Here is a 15,499-nt window from a genome sequence, read left to right as displayed (position 1 = left end):
GGGCGAGATCGGTGGGGTAGCAGGCAATGTGACGGCGAATGTGCTGGCTGGGCTGGCCGGAGCTGCGGTGGGTGGTAGTGCGGGTGCGGCAGCGGCTTCGAATGCTGATCTGTACAACAGGCAACTCCACCCTGACGAAAAGGACGCCATCAAAGACAAGGCAGGCGACGACAAGGCCGAACAGGACAGGCTCACGCGTGCAGCGTGCTATGCCGTGAAGTGCTGGGCAGAGTATCCGCAGGGCAGCGACCAGTACAACGCGAACTATGTGAGCCAGCTTGAAGCGTCGCAGCTCGGGCCTGAGTTGCAATGGGTGAATAACCAGAAAGAGGCCGGGCTGTTCGATTACACGCCGACGCAGAAAATCGGCGATATGGTGAAGAGCGATCCACTGGGCGTGGCGAAGGATGCAGCGACGATGGGCATCGGCGCATATATCACTGCCACTGGAGTGAAATATTGCGCTACGGGTGTAGCGTGTGGCGTTGGCAGCGCGATGGCCGTATCTGGAACCAACGATGTGGCTACCGGAATGAGTGGACTGTACAACCGGTACAACGGAATACCTGAACCAGGAATGAATCCACTGCAAATGGCATTTACATATGTCTCGCCAACGTGGGGCCCAATGCTCTACGATGCGGCATCGCTTGGCGTAGGGATCGCGGCGTTGACTGCACCTGTTCCATTGAAGATGGGGTGGTCAGATGGACTCAATCGCCCCCAGAGCATGTTCGATGTGACTGTTCCAAAGTTTGGCAGCACGACTACGATTCCAGTCTTAAAATGGGTTATTCCCGGCGACGTTAATGCCGCGATCCAAGTGATAAATGTCGGCACGAAGGGCGCAAAAATCGTGGACGACGCACGCAACGCTGGGCAAAAAAAATGAATTGGAAACGTCTTTATGCTCTCGTGCAGACAGCCTGCGTGGTTTGGGGTTCAGCTATAGGTGCTGGGATAGTGTTCGCGATGCTTGCCACAGGATTGTGCCGATTTGCGTTCAATCTTGACGAAAAATCAGCAATGCTGTTTGTGTTTTGTCCCGTGTGCCTAGCGCTGGTGGTCTATTGGGTAAGGAAATTGCCTCCTCGTCTACGAAAAGCCGGAATGATCAGTGATGAATCAGAGAAGTTCGGCCCTTGGTTCAAGGAATGACGATATGAATTCTCGATGGGGTAACCGTGTTCTGGGCGCGCTGTGGGTATGTTTGCTGCTTATCCTCGCGAGCCTCGGGGGAGGGACCGATCTACCTGGTAGCCGGAGAGAATGGTGGCACCTTCTCTTGATGCTTGTGATCGCAGTTGCGCTTATTTGGACCTTTCTGTGGTGGCGAGAAAACCACCAGCTATGAGCAACAACAAACCCGGACTTGAGCCGGGTTTGTTGTTTGTGGAGCCGTTCAGTCCGGCGTGATGACGAGTCGGCCGTGTTCAACTGCAATCCTCACTTGCTGCCCTGCCTCGAAGCCCGCAAGCTCAAGCCATCGCCCCGGCTCCCGCCATGGGCCTGCCCGCAATGGTGCAGTCGTAGTCAGGCGAAATGGTCAGGCAGCGCGTGTTGTAATCGAATGAGAGGAGCACGGGCTGTCCGGGAGCAAAGCCCGCCTGCGCCAGCCAGACATCGGCGACGTGCATCCACGGAAAGGCTGGCCGGCTGAGGCAGGACACGGACGGGGTGCCACTGGCGGGAGCGTCTTCCAGAATGGCGGGCACATGGTGAACGGATCGGGCGCGCAGGCGCCGTGGCTTAAAATTGGCATCAGCCATGATCAACTCCTGGTGTGAGTTGGTGGTGGTCAACAGCGCGACGATCGTAAGCGGTGGTGACACAAACCTCATTGGTTCGCAGGTCAACGGCAAGCAGGTCACGGCGGACGTGGGCGGGAACCTGAATATCAGCTCGATCCAGGACACGACGACGAGCGCGGCGCATCAAAGTAGCGCGGGCGGCGGGTTCTCGATCACCCAGTACGGCGGGGCGAACGCGAGCGTGACGGCGCAGAAAGGCCATGCGGACGGCGATTACGCGGGGGTGAACGAGCAGGCCGGGATCAATGCGGGTACAGCACCTGATGGACGCGGCCTTCGTTATAGTGCAGATGGGAAGTTCATCACCTTCTTGGAGCCAAAAACAAAGTGAGCAAATTAGGTGCGATGGTGACGAGTCCACCTGATCGTGAAAGCGTGGTCTTTGAAATCTTTTACGAGAACAGGCAGGTTGCTGAAATATCGAAGGAGCCAGGTCGTGACTATGAGATCGAGATATATCCTGCTGCTAACAATGGTGCATGGCACTTCGATCTGAACGAGTTCAAAGCGATGCTGGAAGACGGGATCAAGGAGTTGGCGAGCAATCCTCAGTAATTAAATAAACAAACCCGGCTGCGGCCGGGTTTGCTGTTTGCAGTGCCGTTCAATCGAGCGTGATGACGAGCCTGCCGTGCTGTACCTCGACCCTCACGCGCTGCCCGGCTTCAAAACCCGCGAGTTCAAGCCACCGGCCAGAGAGCTTGATCCACGGACAAAGCGGCGGCTCGCTGCGAGCCCGCGCATTGATGCGCCGGTATCGCAGTGACTGCTGGATGGTGACGCGCCGCTGTGGATAAGCGGAGCATGCATGGAGAACCACTCGCACTACTCGGCGAACAGCATGGGGGGATCGGCGGGACTGTCGCCGGGCCCCACGTCGGACAAGGCGGTGGGTCCGGCGTCGGTGCCGGGCGCGGGTGGTGTGGTGCCGATGATGGCGCAGAACGAGAGCGGGGACGAGAGCGCGACGACGCGCAGCGCGATCAGCGCCGGAACGATCAGCATCACGGACCCCACCCACCAGAAGCAGGACGTGGCGACCCTGAGCCGTGACACGACGGACACGAACGGGACGGTGGCGAACACGCCCGACGTGAACAATATCCTGAACCAGCAGGCGGACACGATGCAGGCGGCGCAGGCGGCGGGCCAGGTGGTGGCGCAGGGGATCGGGGCGTATGCGGACAAGAAGCGTGACGATGCGCTCGATGCGGCGAAAACAGCGTTCAGGAATGGGGATCTTGATGGCGCGTCGGCAGCGCTGGCCGACTTCGATTCGTGGTCCGAAGGTGGCGGTGCGAGAGCGGCCCTGCACATTGCGGGCGGTGGGCTGATTGGTGGTCTTGGTGGTGGCGCGCTCGGTGCATTCGGCGGCGCAGCGGGGGCGGGGCTGTCGTCGACGCTTACGCCGCAGACGAAGGAAGCTGGCGATGCGGTGGCGGGCGGGACGGGCTCATCGCTGATTGGCAACATTAGCGGGAACATCCTCTCAGGGTTGGCCGGTGGGCTGATTGGCGGCAGCGCGGGCGCGGCGATGGCGTCGAACGTGAACCTGTACAACCAGAACAACGACAAGAACGAGACGGAGGCGCAGAAGGGAGCGCGGGAGCTGCGCAAGCAGCTCGACAAGGAGCGCGCCATGCTGGGTCAGGGCGGCGCGAAAGTACCGTCGGGTGCCCAGGCTGCTACGGTGCCATCGTCGGCGCTGGCTGCGGGGGCCGCGGCAGGTGGCAAGAGCACATTCTGGTCTTCCACAAAGGACAAGACGCCTGTTGAGAATGCCTACAGTCACTCAACCAAGCACGGAGATGAGTTCCCTGCGTATCAAAACTCAGTGCAGTATGTTCAAGGCGCACAGGACTTCGTGAACAATCCCCCGCCCGGAACGCTGATCAAGACGCGGCCGAATGGCGATACGTTGTACTATGATCCGGCGACGAACACCTTTGCGTCAAAGACTATAGGTGGCGCACCAAAAACAATGTTCAAGCCGTCGGCTGGAATGGATTATTGGAATCGACAGTAATGCAAGAGAAAGAAGACCGCTTCCCGTGTCCGTGCTGCAATAGCCTCACGCTTAGTGGGCGCGGAGACTATGAGATATGCGAAGTCTGTGGCTGGGAGGATGACCCCGTGCAGTCCGACGATCCTACGTTCGCAGGAGGTGCGAATCAAAGCAGCCTGAACGAGGCGCGAGCGCGTTGGCAAGCAAAGAGAGGTAAAGCGTAGTAACAACAATAAACCCGGCGCTGGCCGGGTTTATTGTTTGCAGTGCAGTTCAATCTGGCGTGGTGACGAGCCTGCCGTGCTGGACCTCGATCCTCACGCGCTGCCCGGCTTCAAAGCCTGCAAGCTCAAGCCACCGGCCGGATAGCTTGATCCACGGATAAAGCGGTGGCGCGTTAACGTCAACGTGAAGGGCAACACGGCGCTGACGGGCGCGGTGATATCGAGCACGGCGGAAGCGGAAAAGAACAGTCTGATGACGGGCACGCTGACGTTCTCCGACATGGAGAACCACTCGCACTACTCGGCGAACAGCATGGGCGGGTCGTTCGGGCTGTCGCCTGGCGCGACACCGGACAAGGCGGTGGGGCCGGCATCGGTGCCGGGCGCGGGTGGTGTGGTGCCGATGATTGCGCAGAACGAGAGCGGAGACCAGAGTGCGACGACGCGTAGTGCGATCAGTGCCGGAGCGATCAACGTCACGGACCCCACCCACCAGACGCAGGATCTGGCGAACCTGAGTCGCGATACGACGGACTCGAACGGGACGGTCGCGAAAACGCCTGACGTCAACAACATCCTGAACCAGCAGGCGGACACGATGCAGGCGGCGCAGGCGGCGGGTCAGGTGGTGGCGCAGGGGATTGGCGCGTATGCGGACAGCAAGCGCGCTACGGCCATCGAGAACGCGAAGGCAGCGGAGACGCGCGGCGATACACAGGGGGCACAGGCCTACTGGAGCGAGGCGAAATCGTGGAAGGAGGGAGGCGATTCGCGCGCGCTGCTGCAGGCGGCTGGAGGCGCGTTGATCGGTGGTCTTGGAGGCGGTAGCGCATTTGGTGCGCTCGGTGGAGCAGCGGGTGCGGGTCTTGGCTCGAAGATGGGGAGCATGACACGGGGGGTGAGCGACGCGATGGGCGACGCGATGGGCGACGCGTCGGGCTCGTCGCTGATCGGCAATATCAGCGCAAACATCCTCGCGGGGCTGGCTGGAGGGCTTGTTGGAGGCAGTGCGGGTGCGGCGGCGGCGTCAAACGTGAACCTGTACAACCAAGGAAATAACACCAACGAGCGCAAGAACGAGGGCATCGCGGATAGCCTGAAGCAGCAGGTCGTGGATATGTACAACGCTGTCCAGGCGGCGCGTCAGGGCGTTGCTGACGGAGTGGGCCAGTTCATAGGGAAGATGAACGACCAGGCTGCGTCGATGGCGAAGCAGCCCGCGCCAGACCTGATCGCCCAGGGCGTGCGGAACGGGCTAGACGCAGGTATTGGAATGGGCGGCGGCAAGCCGCCTGCGGCGAGTCCTGGTGCGGTGCTGGCTGATTCTGTGGTGGGTCAGGCAGCCGGTGCGGGGATATCATCTGGCAGTTCGGTGGCGGGGTATGGGCCGGGAAATGCGACGCTGAGCAATGGGAACTCAGATGACAAAGTTCGGTGGGTTGATGAAAATGCCGGAATGGGGCAGGCCGCGCGTGATTACAATGACTCGGCCACGGGTGCGCGATCCAATCCCGAGACCCAGAAGGGGCAAGCACCTGCGCTAGAAAGAACCATGACTGATGGATCAACTCGCGTCGTGAAATTTGATGGAGTAGACGGCGATGTAATGATTGATCGAAAGGTATCTGTCGTTACGACAGAAAAGGCCAAAGACCAAGCGGTTCGACAATCTGAGGCTCTTGCGCAGAATGGGCTTGCTGGCAGATGGGAGGTTCCTACTGAGCAACAAGCGTCAAGAGCTCAAAAAATGTTTGATGATCTTGGTATCAAGAATATTACTGTTAAGGTGGTTCCTCAAAATGCAAAATAGGCATCTTGTAAAAGCTATTGTGGATATGGCTGTATTCCTTGAGTTTACTGATGAAGATGTCTTGAACCCCGATATATCAATGGCTGCATTGGAGCAATTGGCTAACGAATTGCAATGTATGTCGGAAAGTGAAAAATCTTCCGTTGCGGAATGTATTCGTGAGTTGGCGACTAGCTATGGAGAACGTTCTGAATTCGTTGTTTCTCTACCAGAAAATTTAGGGATCGCTTCCTGATTCGTAGCAGTTGAGATTCGTAACAAAACAGCAACCCCGGCCTTGGCCGGGGTTGCTGGAAGGAAGGCGGTACGGATCGCATCATTGCGCACATTGCTGGAGGTGCGCTGATCGGTGGGCTCGGTGGAGGAACGGCATTGAGCACGATTGGGGGTGCGGCGGGTGCGGGGGTTTCAGCGTATCTTGCGCCGAAGTTCAACGACCTCTCGGGCGAGATCGGTGGGGTAGCAGGCAATGTGACGGCGAATGTGCTGGCTGGGCTGGCCGGTGCTGCGGTGGGTGGTAGTGCGGGTGCGGCAGCGGCAGCGGCTTCGAATGCTGATCTTTACAACCGGCAACTTCACCCCGAGGAAAACAAATGGATCAAGGACAACGCAGCGCAATATGCCAAACAGCAAGGCATTTCGGTTGACCAGGCTGTAAGTGACCTGACTGCACAGGCAAACCGCCAGGTTCAAGATGGCTCGCCGGGTGCATGGAATGCGAACGCGAGTGCGTTTCTCGATCAGGCGCATGGCATGTTGCCTGCTGATGGTAATAGCGGACCAGGCTACATGTTCTATGCAACGCCGGATCAGAAGGCAAACGCGAACATGTATGGCAGCTATTATCCGAACGGTATTGGCCCGAATCAGCCGTCAGCCCAGTAGATCCAGAATAGCGCTGCCCGCGAACAGGCGAACAGGAATCTGATGGGCGGTGGTGTCATTGCGGCTGCCACAGCCGGAGTTGCATTGGCTGGAGCGCCGGCAGCGATTGCTGCGGGAGCCCTTGGCTATTCGGCAATTGGTTCAGCCGTAGGTGGTGGTATGGATATGGCGGGAACATACGCACAGACTGGCACAATACGTCCAATGCAATCGGCCTTTGCCACTTTGACAGGTGGAATTGCCGGTCCGATTGGAGCTGGGTCCGGGTTCATCACCAGTGTTATTCTGGGTGGTGCAATTAACGCTATAAATACGGAATTTAATAATTCATATTATGGCGAATCAAATAGCCTTCCTTATGCATTCGGCGTGGGCTCACTTACTGCGGCAGGTGGTTCAGGGGTGGGGGTAATTACCACCAAGGGGCTTCAGCAAATTGTAAAGCCATATGTTTACCCCACTTTAAATCCAGCGGTTCCAGCGATATTGCAACCGCGAGTACCAAATCCAACTCCCGGTTTCGCTGGGGCAGTAACTGGAGGGGTAACAGCAGGTACCTCAAGCTTTGTGCCAAGCAAGGAGCCTCAGAAGTGAAGGTGTCGAAGATTGATCGTCTGCTGTTGGCGAGTGGATGCCAAGGCACTGTTGCGCGAATATCTGTGTTGATTGTGGCATATTTAGGGATGGTCTGCCTTCCTGCCATCAATCAATGGACAGTCATTCATTGGGGTTGGAGTGGAGCATCAGAAAAGCAATTAAAGGCGACAGTGGGTCTTGAATTTATATTCAAATGTCTGCTGGTATTCGGTATTGCGATGGAGATTGTTAGACTCCTTGTGGTTCATATCCGGAGGCGAAAGAGGAAATGAACGTCGTTAGCAATAGCTACGAAACCTAGAACGACGAGCTGTATAAGTCCTGTAGCAACAGCCCCGGCCTTGCGCCGGGTTTGTTGTTTGCAGCGTCGTTCAATCGTGCGTGCTGACGAGCCTGCCGTGGTGGACCTCGATCCTCACGCGCTGCCCTGCCACGAAGCCCGCAAGCTCAAGGCCTCGCCCCGGTTCCAGTCATGGGCCTGCCCGCAATGGGGCGTATGCGGATGCGAAGCGCGCTGATGCGCTCGATGCGGCAAAAACGGCGTTCAAAAATGGCGATTTGGACGGCGTGTCGGCGGCGCTGTCGGACTTCGACAACTGGGCCGAGGGCGGCGACTTACGCACGGCCCTGCACATTGCGGGTGGCGCGCTGATTGGTGGTCTTGGCGGTGGGGCGTTGGGTGCATTCGGAGGTGCAGCGGGCGCGGGGCTGTCCTCGACGCTGGCCGGCCAGACGAAGGAAGCCGGCGATGCGGTGGCGGGCGCGACGGGCTCATCGCTGATCGGCAACATCAGCGGGAACATTCTCTCGGGATTGGCCGGTGGGCTGATCGGAGGTAGCGCAGGCGCGGCGATGGCGTCGAACGTGAACCTGTACAACCAGAACAACGACAAGAACGAGACGGAGGCGCAGAAGGAGGCGCGAGATATCCGTAAGCAGCAGGATAAACAACGCGCCATGGTGGGCCAGGGCGGCGCGAAGGTTCCGTCGGGTGCTCAGGCAGCTACGGTGCCCTCGTCGGCGCTGGCTGCGGCAGCGGCAGCGGCTGGCAAAGGTGTTAAGGACGCAAGTACGCCAGTGGGAGTTAGTGGTAGTCCAATGGACGTGCCACGTGGTACAAATGCGCCCGCTACCATCGGGGGAGTTGATTACTCAGCTCATGCAATAGACCAGATGCAGGGCCGAGGTGTGCCGCCTTCAGTGGTGAAAAACACGATTGAGAACGGCGTTAACTATCCAGCGCGTCCCGGAACAACGGGATACTATGATCCAGTGAACAACGTTCGGGTCGTCACAAATTCTAAGACTGGGCTCGTCGTCACAGTAACTCCTGGAGCACCCTGAAAAATGAAGAGAACGTTTATTGGTTTGGATCTGGACGTAAAAGTGGTCCTGCTCAAGGAGTGGGATCCCATTGGCGTTGGAGATTCACCAGAAGCGGACGATGAATACGACTCATATGTCCAGGATGTTAGTCGTATGCTTCGAGAGGAAAAAACAGTCGACGAACTGTACGATTACCTCCGATGGCTTGAGGTCGAGCATATTGGCCTTGATGGAGATGAAGTCCATACCAGAACTGTTGCACATCGGCTCATGAACTTGGACAAGACCTCTCACTGATGACAATAAACCCGGCGCTGGCCGGGTCTATTGTTTGTAGTGCTGTTCAATCGTGCGTGATGACGAGCCTGCCGTGGTGCACCTCGATCCTCACGCGCTGTCCGGCTTCGAAGTCCGCAAGCTCAAGCCATCGCCCCACGAGCTTGATCCACGGATAAAGCGGCGGCACGGTCCGAGCCCGCGCGTTGATGCGCCGGTATCGCAGCGACTGCCGGATGGTAACGCGCCGCTCGGGATGAGCGGCCTATGCATTAAGCAAGAGCAGTACAGCCACAATGATTGTGCGTGCATCACGCAGGTAGGCGGTTCAGCGTGATATTGCGACGACGCTTTTGGCGACCACGCTGCGGTTCATGAGGCGCGGGTAACGCCTGCGCTGGCACCGCACGCGCGTTCTCATGCTCCCGTATACTGAACGCGCCAAACCGCCACAACGTCCGCGCCTCCATGTCTTTGCCTCCGCATCTCGAGGACGACCCGCGTCCCTTGCCGCCCGAGCGGCCCAGTAACGAAGACTGCTGCCAGAGCGGTTGCAGTCCCTGCATCTTCGATCTTTACGACGAAGAGGTGGACCGTTGGCGCGCCGCATTAGCGGCTTGGGAAGCGCGCGAGGCCGCGCGCCAGGCGGCGGCTGCGCAGGGTCGCGAGAAGGGCCACAAGCAAGCCTCGGCAGCGAAGGCACCGGCGAGCGGAGCCGCCAGCACGAAGGCGAGCGGATCGGGTCAACCCGCCGGATCCAGCAAAGCGAAAGCGCATGCAGGAACATCCACGAAGCGCACCGCCGAAACACCCGGATAGCGCCTGAAATTGCACGCCATCGCGCCAGCAGTACCGCCATCGTCAGCATCGACGACCTTCGTACCCCGAATTCCCACCGTCCTGTCATGTCCGATCCCGCATCGCCCCTCGCCGCCACCCAACCCGACCCCGCCGCGCTCGACGCGCTGCACGCATTCGCCGACCGCCATCCGCGCCTCTTCGTGCTGACTGGCGCCGGCATCAGCACTGACTCGGGCATTCCCGGCTACCGCGACGAAAACGGCGCCTGGAAGCGCTCGCCGCCCATCACGCTGCAGGAATTCCTCGGTTCCGAAAGCGCGCGGCGGCGCTACTGGGCGCGCAGCATGATCGGCTGGCCAACGGTCGGCCGCGCGCAACCCAACGGCGCGCATCGAGCGCTCGCACAACTCGACGCCGCGCAGCGCGTAGAAGCGCTCGTTACGCAAAACGTCGACGGTCTGCATCAGCGTGCCGGCAGCTCCGATGTAATCGAGCTGCACGGCAGCATCGGCCACGTGCATTGTCTCGACTGCGGCGCGCAATACACGCGCGCATCGCTGCAGCCGCGTCTCGAAGCGGGCAATCCAGCGCTCGCGGGTGCGAACGCCGAGCCTGCCGCCGACGGCGACGCGCACCTCGACTTCGACGGCGGGCAGGCCTTCGAGATTCCCGCCTGCGAGGCGTGCGGCGGCACGCTCAAGCCGTCGGTGGTGTTCTTCGGCGAAAACGTGCCGCGCGAGCGCGTGGCGGCGGCTTCAACGGCGCTCGACGAAGCGGACGCGGTGCTGGTAGTCGGCTCTTCGCTGATGGTGTATTCGGGCTATCGCTTTTGCGCCTGGGCGCAGCAGCGCGGCAAACCCGTGGCGGCGATCAACCTCGGCAAGACGCGCGCCGATCCGCTGCTCGCGCTCAAAGTAGCGGCGCCGTGTGCGGCCACGCTCGAAGCACTGGCCGCGCGCCTCTCGGCGTGATGCTGCGCAAGCCCCAAGATTTCGGGCAACCCGCCACGTCGCCGATCACGAAGCAGTAACGCAACGACAACGACAACGCAACGCAACGACAACGAAGCTGTAACGTAACCCCAAGGAAACCCCATGCCGAACACGACCGCCGAGCTCGAAGCGCACTACGGCGCGCCGAACGAACGCTCGCTGCGCAAGGAAATCGATCACGTGAACGCGGATTACCGCCGCTTCATCGAGCTCTCGCCGTTCGTGGTGCTCGCGACGGGCGGCCCCGAAGGTCTCGACTGCTCGCCGCGCGGCGACGCGCCCGGCTTCGTGCGCATACTCGACTCGCGCACGCTCGCCTTGCCCGACCGCCCCGGCAACAACCGCGTCGACAGCTTGCACAACGTGGTGGCTGCGCCGCAAATCGGCCTGCTATTCATGGTGCCGGGCGTGGGCGAGACGCTGCGCGTGAATGGCCGCGCGCGCGTGAGCCTCGATCCCGAATTGCTCGCGAGCTTCGCCGTGGACGGCAAGCCGCCGCGTTCGGTGCTGCTGATCGAGGTGCAAAGCGTGTATTTCCACTGCGCGAAGGCGATCGTGCGCTCGAACCTCTGGGACCCGGCACGCCATGTCGAGCGCTCGCAACTGCCGAGCGCGGGCGAGATGTTGAAGCGAGTCAACGTGGAGCAATACGGCGAGACCTTCGACGTCGAACGCTACGAGGCCGACCTCGCCGAGCGCATGAAAAAGAGCCTGTACTGACCGATCCACGCGACTCAAACCCACGACACGATGAACGATTCCCAAGACCCGGATATCCACCGCCTCACGGCGCCCGCTGCTGCGCGCAATGCGGCACCGATCCTCGAGGTGCTGCGCGGCGCGCTGCCCGCGCGCGGCACGGTGCTGGAGATCGCGAGCGGCACCGGCCAGCACGCCGCGCATTTCGCGGCGGCGCTGCCCGGCATCGAGTGGCAGCCGAGCGACGCCGAACCGCGCGCCCGCGCGTCCATTGCCGCGTGGCGTGCCCATACGGGCCTCGCGAACCTGCGCGAACCGCTCGATCTCGACGTGCGCCGCGAGCCCTGGCCGGTGGGCGCCGTGGACGCCGTCGTCTGCATCAACATGATTCACATCGCGCCCTGGGAGGCGGCTGTTGCACTGATGAAAGGTGCGGGCGCGCGCATTGCTGCAGGCGGCGCACTGGTGCTCTATGGCCCGTACCGGCGCGGCGGCGCGCACACCGCGCCCTCGAACGAGGCCTTCGACGCCGATTTGCGCGCGCGCGACCCGGCGTGGGGCGTGCGTGACCTGGAAGCGGTCGAGGCGCTCGCGCAGGCAGAAGGCTTCGTTTGCGAGGCGGTCGTGCCGATGCCGGCCAACAATTTCAGCGTGGTTTTTCGCAAGCAGCCGGCGGCGGCCGGCGAGTAAGCGATAATCGCGGCCCTCGAGGAGGCGCGGGGGAGACAAGGGCAGTAGATACAAGCGCAAAACGCGCATGGAAGCGAACACGCGGGCGAGCCCCGGTTGCCGCCGGGGGCCGCCACAAGCCGGTGCGCGCAAAATGTACGCTGCGGCACGCTGCGAGAACGTTTCCCTTATCCTTGCACGATCGATGCCGCGCGCGATACGGCGCGGCATTGCCCCAATCGATTGAAGTGGAGATTCAACATGAGCAAACAGGCAATCGGCGTGGTGGGTCTGGCCGTGATGGGGCGCAATCTCGCGCTCAACATCGAAAGCCGCGGCCATGCGGTGTCGGTGTTCAACCGCACCCGCGAGAAAACCGATGAGCTGATCGCTGAGTATCCCGAGCGCAAGCTCGTGCCGACCTACACGCTCGAAGAGTTCGTCGAGTCGCTCGAGAAGCCGCGCCGCATCCTGATGATGGTGAAGGCGGGCGAGCCCACCGACGCCACCATCGCGGCGCTCAAGCCGCTGCTGGACCAGGGCGACATCCTGATCGATGGCGGCAACACGCACTTCACCGACACCATCCGCCGCAATCAGGAGCTCGCGAAGGCGGGCCTGCACTTCATCGGCACGGGCGTCTCGGGTGGCGAGGAGGGCGCGCTCAAGGGCCCCTCGATCATGCCGGGCGGTCCGCGCGATGCTTACGATCTGGTTGCGCCGATCCTCACCGAGATCGCGGCGAAGGCGCCCGATGGCGAGCCCTGCGTTGCGTACATGGGCCCGGACGGAGCGGGCCACTACGTGAAGATGGTCCACAACGGCATCGAATACGGCGACATGCAACTGATCGCCGAAAGCTACGCGGTGCTCAAGCAGGTGCTCGGCCTCTCGAACGAGGAATTGGGCCAGGTCTACACCGAGTGGAACCAGGGCGAGCTCGACAGCTACCTGATCGAAATCACCTCGAAGATCTTCGGCAAGAAGGACGAGGAGACGGGCAAGTATCTCGTCGACGTGATTCTCGACCGCGCCGCGCAAAAGGGCACCGGCAAGTGGACGAGCCAGAACGCGCTCGACCTGGGCGCGCCGCTGCCGCTCATCACCGAGGCGGTGTTCGCACGCGTGCTCTCGTCGCTCAAGACGCAGCGCGTGGCGGCGAGCAAGGTGCTCGCGGGTCCGCATGCCAAGCCGTTCGCGGGAGACCGCAAGGCGTTCATCGAAGCGGTGCGCCGTGCGCTGTACTTCTCGAAGGTGATCTCGTACGCGCAGGGCTTCGCGCAACTGCGCGCGGCCTCGGACGAGTACAAGTGGGATCTCCAGTACGGCACGATCGCCAAGATCTTCCGCGCAGGCTGCATCATTCGGGCGCGCTTCCTGCAGAAGATCACCGATGCCTATGCGAAGAACCCGCAACTCGACAACCTGCTGCTCGATCCCTACTTCCGCGACATCGCCGCGAACTATCAAGCGGCGCTGCGCGACGTGGTGATCCAGGCGGTGAACGCGGGCGTGCCGGTGCCGGCGTTCTCGTCGGCGATCGCGTATTTCGATGGCTATCGCTCGGAGCGCGTGCCCGCGAATCTCGTGCAGGCGCAGCGTGATTTCTTCGGCGCGCACACCTTCGAGCGCATCGACAAGCCGGGCAGCTTCCACGCCGACTGGTCGTAAGACGCACGCGAAGTTAGTGCTTACTGCGGCGCTCAACCGCATTGCAGTTGCAGGTCGAGGATGAATAAAAAGGGGAGCCACCGGGTTCCCCTTTTTTATTAACTGTTTTGCAATGATCTATTGCGTAATTAGGGTTTTCCCTGGTCAGGGTTAACGCCTAGACTTTCATCAAGCGCTAACGAACACCGAGTTCGAAGCGGACATAAAACAGATGGAGGTCGGATCATGAAGAAGCTTTTCCCCGCAGTTATCGTGGCCGCAGCACTCGCTATCCCGGCCGTTTCGTTCGCCCAGTCGAGCCAGCAAGGCCTGACCCGCGCCCAGGTGCGCGCAGAGCTCGTTCAACTCGAGCAGGCGGGTTACAACCCGGCGGGCGATCAGGTGAATTACCCCCAGAACATTCAGGCCGCACAGGCTCGCGTGACCCAGGAAAAGCTGGCGAACGGCGATACCAGCGGTTACGGCGCGCCGGCTGTCGGTACGTCGCAGTCGGGTGCTCCGGTGCTGCAAACGCAGCAAGTCGCCCCGTCGCAATCGGTTTATTTCGGCCACTAAGCCATGCAGTTGCCGCGGGTTGAAGCGAAGTCGCATCAAGTGGCTTCGCACCTGTGGCGGTTGGAAGTTGTTGTGAGCAGTGCGCAGTAGAAGTTGAAGTGGTTGTTGCTTGGCGCTTTAGATAGTGGCAGTACGCAGTCGGTTGAAGAAGTTGTAGTGAGCAGTTGAAGGTGCAGTAAGCAAAGTGGTTGCAGTTGCAGTTGCAGTTGCAGTGGTAGTGGCTTTACGTAGCAGGCAGTCGCAGTACGCAGTTGGTAGCAGAAGTTGCAATGCGTAGTTGAAGATGCAGTAAGCAAAGAGGTTGTAGTTGGTAGTTGCAGTTCGCAGTGGAAGTTGCAGTGGTGGTTGCTTTATGCAGTAGGTAGTAGCAGTACGCAGTCGGTAGTAGAAGATGTGGTACGCAGTAGAAGGTGCAGTAAGCAAAGAGGTGTAGTTGGCAGTTGCAGTGCGCAGCAGAAGTTGTAGTGGCAGTTGATTTATGCAGTCGGCAGTAGCAGTACGCAGTCGGTAGTAGAAGATGCGGTACGCAGTAGAAGGTGCAGTAAGCAAAGAGGTGTAGTTGGCAGTTGCAGTAAGCAGTTCGCTGTGGAAGTTGCTTTATGTAGCAGGCAGTAGCAGTACGCAGTGCGTAGCAGAAGTTGCAGTAATCAGTAGCAAGCCGAAGTAAGCAAAGAGGTTGCATTAGCAGTTGCAGTACGTAGCAAGCAATGGCAGTAAGCAGTAGAAGTTGCAGTACGCAGTAGCAGCATGCAGTCTAGCGCGGCCCGGTACAGACCGGCCCGCGCTTTTCTTTTATGGGCGTTCGACGCGATGCCCCGCGCCGTAGCGCTGCGCGGCGTGCCGGAGCCCCCGACACATACAAGTCCTGCGCCACTCACTCTGTAAGTGATCCGCTAAGTGATCCGACCTATGCTTACGAGATGAAGCGAGTAGGTGGAGGTGTGCCATGAGACCCTGGCTGATTGCGATCATGGTGATCGTCGCGGTGGCGACGACAATCGGGCACTCAACGGCGGGCTATGCACACGATAAGGGCGATGGCTACGCGGGTCCGCCGATCGGATTCAAAAAATGAAAATTCGTTAGCTGCCTGCTGCGCTGTTAGTGCCTGGCGTATTGGCTGCGCGTCCCGCGGCCTCGCTATTCGCGTGCGGGACGGCCGGTTGTGATCGACTCAG

Annotated in this window: 21 protein-coding genes and 3 pseudogenes; 19 read left to right on the top strand and 5 right to left on the bottom strand. The window is 60.4% G+C overall.

Annotation, left to right across the window (positions count from 1 at the left end; all coding sequences use genetic code 11):
* Window positions 1-892: pseudogene (locus EYW47_RS41680) on the top strand (hemagglutinin repeat-containing protein); the annotation flags it as partial.
* Between the two features lie 510 nt (window positions 893-1,402).
* On the opposite strand, the gene EYW47_RS03745 reads toward EYW47_RS41680, so the two are convergent.
* Together EYW47_RS03745 and EYW47_RS03740 are read right to left on the bottom strand one after the other, a co-directional pair.
* The gene (locus tag EYW47_RS03745) at window positions 1,403-1,519 is read right to left on the bottom strand and encodes a SymE family type I addiction module toxin (protein WP_240763510.1); all 117 of its coding nucleotides are present in this window, start codon (window positions 1,517-1,519) and stop codon (window positions 1,403-1,405) included.
* Window positions 1,479-1,769: a type I toxin-antitoxin system SymE family toxin gene (locus tag EYW47_RS03740; RefSeq protein WP_165976483.1), complete on the bottom strand. Its 291-nt coding sequence runs from the start codon at window positions 1,767-1,769 to the stop codon at window positions 1,479-1,481. Before EYW47_RS03740 ends, EYW47_RS03745 begins: the two co-directional genes overlap by 41 nt.
* Window positions 1,770-1,803: 34 nt before the next feature.
* Here EYW47_RS03740 and EYW47_RS03735 point away from each other — a divergent pair.
* Both EYW47_RS03735 and EYW47_RS03730 read left to right on the top strand, forming a co-directional pair.
* Window positions 1,804-2,067, top strand: a pseudogene (locus EYW47_RS03735) (hemagglutinin repeat-containing protein); the annotation flags it as partial.
* A 71-nt stretch (window positions 2,068-2,138) separates the two neighbouring features.
* Window positions 2,139-2,366 (top strand): hypothetical protein, encoded by a 228-nt coding sequence (locus EYW47_RS03730; RefSeq protein WP_205710008.1) that lies wholly within the window; start codon window positions 2,139-2,141, stop codon window positions 2,364-2,366.
* Window positions 2,367-2,415: 49 nt separating this feature from the next.
* On the opposite strand, the gene EYW47_RS03725 is transcribed toward EYW47_RS03730, so the two are convergent.
* Window positions 2,416-2,631 carry a SymE family type I addiction module toxin gene (locus tag EYW47_RS03725; protein ID WP_338117808.1) on the bottom strand — a complete coding sequence of 72 codons (216 nt, stop codon included), beginning with the start codon at window positions 2,629-2,631 and terminating at the stop codon, window positions 2,416-2,418.
* Between EYW47_RS03725 and EYW47_RS42380 the strand changes: the two genes are divergently transcribed.
* Entirely contained in the window at window positions 2,620-3,837 is a 1,218-nt protein-coding gene (locus EYW47_RS42380; RefSeq protein WP_133193507.1) for a hypothetical protein, read from the top strand. The two genes, EYW47_RS03725 and EYW47_RS42380, sit on opposite strands and share 12 nt — an antisense overlap.
* Window positions 3,837-4,040, top strand: coding sequence for a CPCC family cysteine-rich protein (locus EYW47_RS03715; protein ID WP_133193506.1), 204 nt, complete (start codon window positions 3,837-3,839; stop codon window positions 4,038-4,040). Before EYW47_RS42380 ends, EYW47_RS03715 begins: the two co-directional genes overlap by 1 nt.
* A 49-nt stretch (window positions 4,041-4,089) precedes the next feature.
* On the opposite strand, the gene EYW47_RS42565 is transcribed toward EYW47_RS03715, so the two are convergent.
* Window positions 4,090-4,332 carry a SymE family type I addiction module toxin gene (locus EYW47_RS42565; RefSeq protein ID WP_133193505.1) on the bottom strand — a complete coding sequence of 81 codons (243 nt, stop codon included), beginning with the start codon at window positions 4,330-4,332 and terminating at the stop codon, window positions 4,090-4,092.
* Here EYW47_RS42565 and EYW47_RS42785 point away from each other — a divergent pair.
* From EYW47_RS42785 to EYW47_RS03675, 7 genes and pseudogenes are all read left to right on the top strand, one after another.
* Window positions 4,216-5,100: pseudogene (locus EYW47_RS42785) on the top strand (filamentous hemagglutinin); the annotation flags it as partial. The gene EYW47_RS42565 and the pseudogene EYW47_RS42785 overlap by 117 nt on opposite strands.
* Before the next feature lie 739 nt (window positions 5,101-5,839).
* Window positions 5,840-6,085 carry a hypothetical protein gene (locus tag EYW47_RS03700; protein WP_133193503.1) on the top strand — a complete coding sequence of 82 codons (246 nt, stop codon included), beginning with the start codon at window positions 5,840-5,842 and terminating at the stop codon, window positions 6,083-6,085.
* A 137-nt stretch (window positions 6,086-6,222) separates the two neighbouring features.
* Window positions 6,223-6,735 carry a hypothetical protein gene (locus tag EYW47_RS03695; RefSeq protein ID WP_133193502.1) on the top strand — a complete coding sequence of 171 codons (513 nt, stop codon included), beginning with the start codon at window positions 6,223-6,225 and terminating at the stop codon, window positions 6,733-6,735.
* 42 nt (window positions 6,736-6,777) lie between these two features.
* Window positions 6,778-7,329: a hypothetical protein gene (locus tag EYW47_RS03690; protein WP_133193501.1), complete on the top strand. Its 552-nt coding sequence runs from the start codon at window positions 6,778-6,780 to the stop codon at window positions 7,327-7,329.
* Window positions 7,326-7,604: a hypothetical protein gene (locus tag EYW47_RS03685; protein WP_133193500.1), complete on the top strand. Its 279-nt coding sequence runs from the start codon at window positions 7,326-7,328 to the stop codon at window positions 7,602-7,604. The genes EYW47_RS03690 and EYW47_RS03685 overlap by 4 nt, the downstream gene beginning before the upstream one ends.
* Window positions 7,605-7,713: 109 nt before the next feature.
* Window positions 7,714-8,676, top strand: coding sequence for a DUF4258 domain-containing protein (locus EYW47_RS03680; protein ID WP_133193499.1), 963 nt, complete (start codon window positions 7,714-7,716; stop codon window positions 8,674-8,676).
* Between the two features lie 3 nt (window positions 8,677-8,679).
* Window positions 8,680-8,955 (top strand): hypothetical protein, encoded by a 276-nt coding sequence (locus EYW47_RS03675; RefSeq protein ID WP_133193498.1) that lies wholly within the window; start codon window positions 8,680-8,682, stop codon window positions 8,953-8,955.
* 46 nt (window positions 8,956-9,001) lie between these two features.
* Here EYW47_RS03675 and EYW47_RS41665 read toward each other — a convergent pair whose 3' ends face one another.
* On the bottom strand, window positions 9,002-9,124 hold the full coding sequence (locus EYW47_RS41665) for a SymE family type I addiction module toxin (RefSeq protein ID WP_276322926.1): 123 nt from the start codon (window positions 9,122-9,124) through the stop codon (window positions 9,002-9,004).
* 278 nt (window positions 9,125-9,402) lie between these two features.
* Between EYW47_RS41665 and EYW47_RS42560 the strand changes: the two genes are divergently transcribed.
* The 7 genes from EYW47_RS42560 (at window position 9,403) to EYW47_RS42375 (ending at window position 15,396) form a co-directional block, all read left to right on the top strand.
* Window positions 9,403-9,753, top strand: coding sequence for an oxidoreductase-like domain-containing protein (locus EYW47_RS42560; protein WP_133193497.1), 351 nt, complete (start codon window positions 9,403-9,405; stop codon window positions 9,751-9,753).
* An 86-nt stretch (window positions 9,754-9,839) separates the two neighbouring features.
* Window positions 9,840-10,706, top strand: a complete 867-nt coding sequence (locus EYW47_RS03660; RefSeq protein WP_133193496.1) for an NAD-dependent protein deacetylase — start codon at window positions 9,840-9,842, stop codon at window positions 10,704-10,706.
* A gap of 123 nt (window positions 10,707-10,829) precedes the next feature.
* Complete coding sequence (locus EYW47_RS03655) at window positions 10,830-11,447, top strand: pyridoxamine 5'-phosphate oxidase family protein (RefSeq protein ID WP_133193495.1); 618 nt, start codon at window positions 10,830-10,832, stop codon at window positions 11,445-11,447.
* A 30-nt stretch (window positions 11,448-11,477) separates the two neighbouring features.
* Window positions 11,478-12,116 carry a DUF938 domain-containing protein gene (locus EYW47_RS03650; protein WP_133193494.1) on the top strand — a complete coding sequence of 213 codons (639 nt, stop codon included), beginning with the start codon at window positions 11,478-11,480 and terminating at the stop codon, window positions 12,114-12,116.
* Between the two features lie 240 nt (window positions 12,117-12,356).
* Complete coding sequence (gene gndA / locus EYW47_RS03645) at window positions 12,357-13,766, top strand: NADP-dependent phosphogluconate dehydrogenase (RefSeq protein ID WP_133193493.1); 1,410 nt, start codon at window positions 12,357-12,359, stop codon at window positions 13,764-13,766.
* Between the two features lie 225 nt (window positions 13,767-13,991).
* Window positions 13,992-14,321: a DUF4148 domain-containing protein gene (locus EYW47_RS03640; protein ID WP_133193492.1), complete on the top strand. Its 330-nt coding sequence runs from the start codon at window positions 13,992-13,994 to the stop codon at window positions 14,319-14,321.
* Window positions 14,322-15,267: 946 nt separating this feature from the next.
* On the top strand, window positions 15,268-15,396 hold the full coding sequence (locus EYW47_RS42375; protein ID WP_276322925.1) for a hypothetical protein: 129 nt from the start codon (window positions 15,268-15,270) through the stop codon (window positions 15,394-15,396).
* Window positions 15,397-15,499: the final 103 nt, after the last annotated feature.

Origin of the sequence: Paraburkholderia silviterrae, assembly GCF_004353915.1 — a bacterium.
Lineage (GTDB): Bacteria > Pseudomonadota > Gammaproteobacteria > Burkholderiales > Burkholderiaceae > Paraburkholderia > Paraburkholderia silviterrae.
Note: the sequence above shows the minus strand (reverse complement) of the source record. Positions and strands in the feature narration are given on the sequence as shown.

Bases quoted from the DNA above. Each gene is read 5' to 3' on its own strand.
- EYW47_RS03655 (WP_133193495.1), top strand. From the start codon at position 10,830: ATGCCGAACACGACCGCCGAGCTCGAAGCGCACTACGGCGCGCCGAAC.
- EYW47_RS03640 (WP_133193492.1), top strand. From the start codon at position 13,992: ATGAAGAAGCTTTTCCCCGCAGTTATCGTGGCCGCAGCACTCGCTATC.
- EYW47_RS42375 (WP_276322925.1), top strand. From the start codon at position 15,268: ATGAGACCCTGGCTGATTGCGATCATGGTGATCGTCGCGGTGGCGACG.
- gndA (WP_133193493.1), top strand. From the start codon at position 12,357: ATGAGCAAACAGGCAATCGGCGTGGTGGGTCTGGCCGTGATGGGGCGC.
- EYW47_RS03740 (WP_165976483.1), bottom strand. From the start codon at position 1,769: ATGGCTGATGCCAATTTTAAGCCACGGCGCCTGCGCGCCCGATCCGTT.
- EYW47_RS03650 (WP_133193494.1), top strand. From the start codon at position 11,478: ATGAACGATTCCCAAGACCCGGATATCCACCGCCTCACGGCGCCCGCT.
- EYW47_RS03675 (WP_133193498.1), top strand. From the start codon at position 8,680: ATGAAGAGAACGTTTATTGGTTTGGATCTGGACGTAAAAGTGGTCCTG.
- EYW47_RS03690 (WP_133193501.1), top strand. From the start codon at position 6,778: ATGGGCGGTGGTGTCATTGCGGCTGCCACAGCCGGAGTTGCATTGGCT.
- EYW47_RS03660 (WP_133193496.1), top strand. From the start codon at position 9,840: ATGTCCGATCCCGCATCGCCCCTCGCCGCCACCCAACCCGACCCCGCC.
- EYW47_RS03715 (WP_133193506.1), top strand. From the start codon at position 3,837: ATGCAAGAGAAAGAAGACCGCTTCCCGTGTCCGTGCTGCAATAGCCTC.
- EYW47_RS42560 (WP_133193497.1), top strand. From the start codon at position 9,403: ATGTCTTTGCCTCCGCATCTCGAGGACGACCCGCGTCCCTTGCCGCCC.
- EYW47_RS03700 (WP_133193503.1), top strand. From the start codon at position 5,840: ATGCAAAATAGGCATCTTGTAAAAGCTATTGTGGATATGGCTGTATTC.
- EYW47_RS42380 (WP_133193507.1), top strand. From the start codon at position 2,620: ATGGAGAACCACTCGCACTACTCGGCGAACAGCATGGGGGGATCGGCG.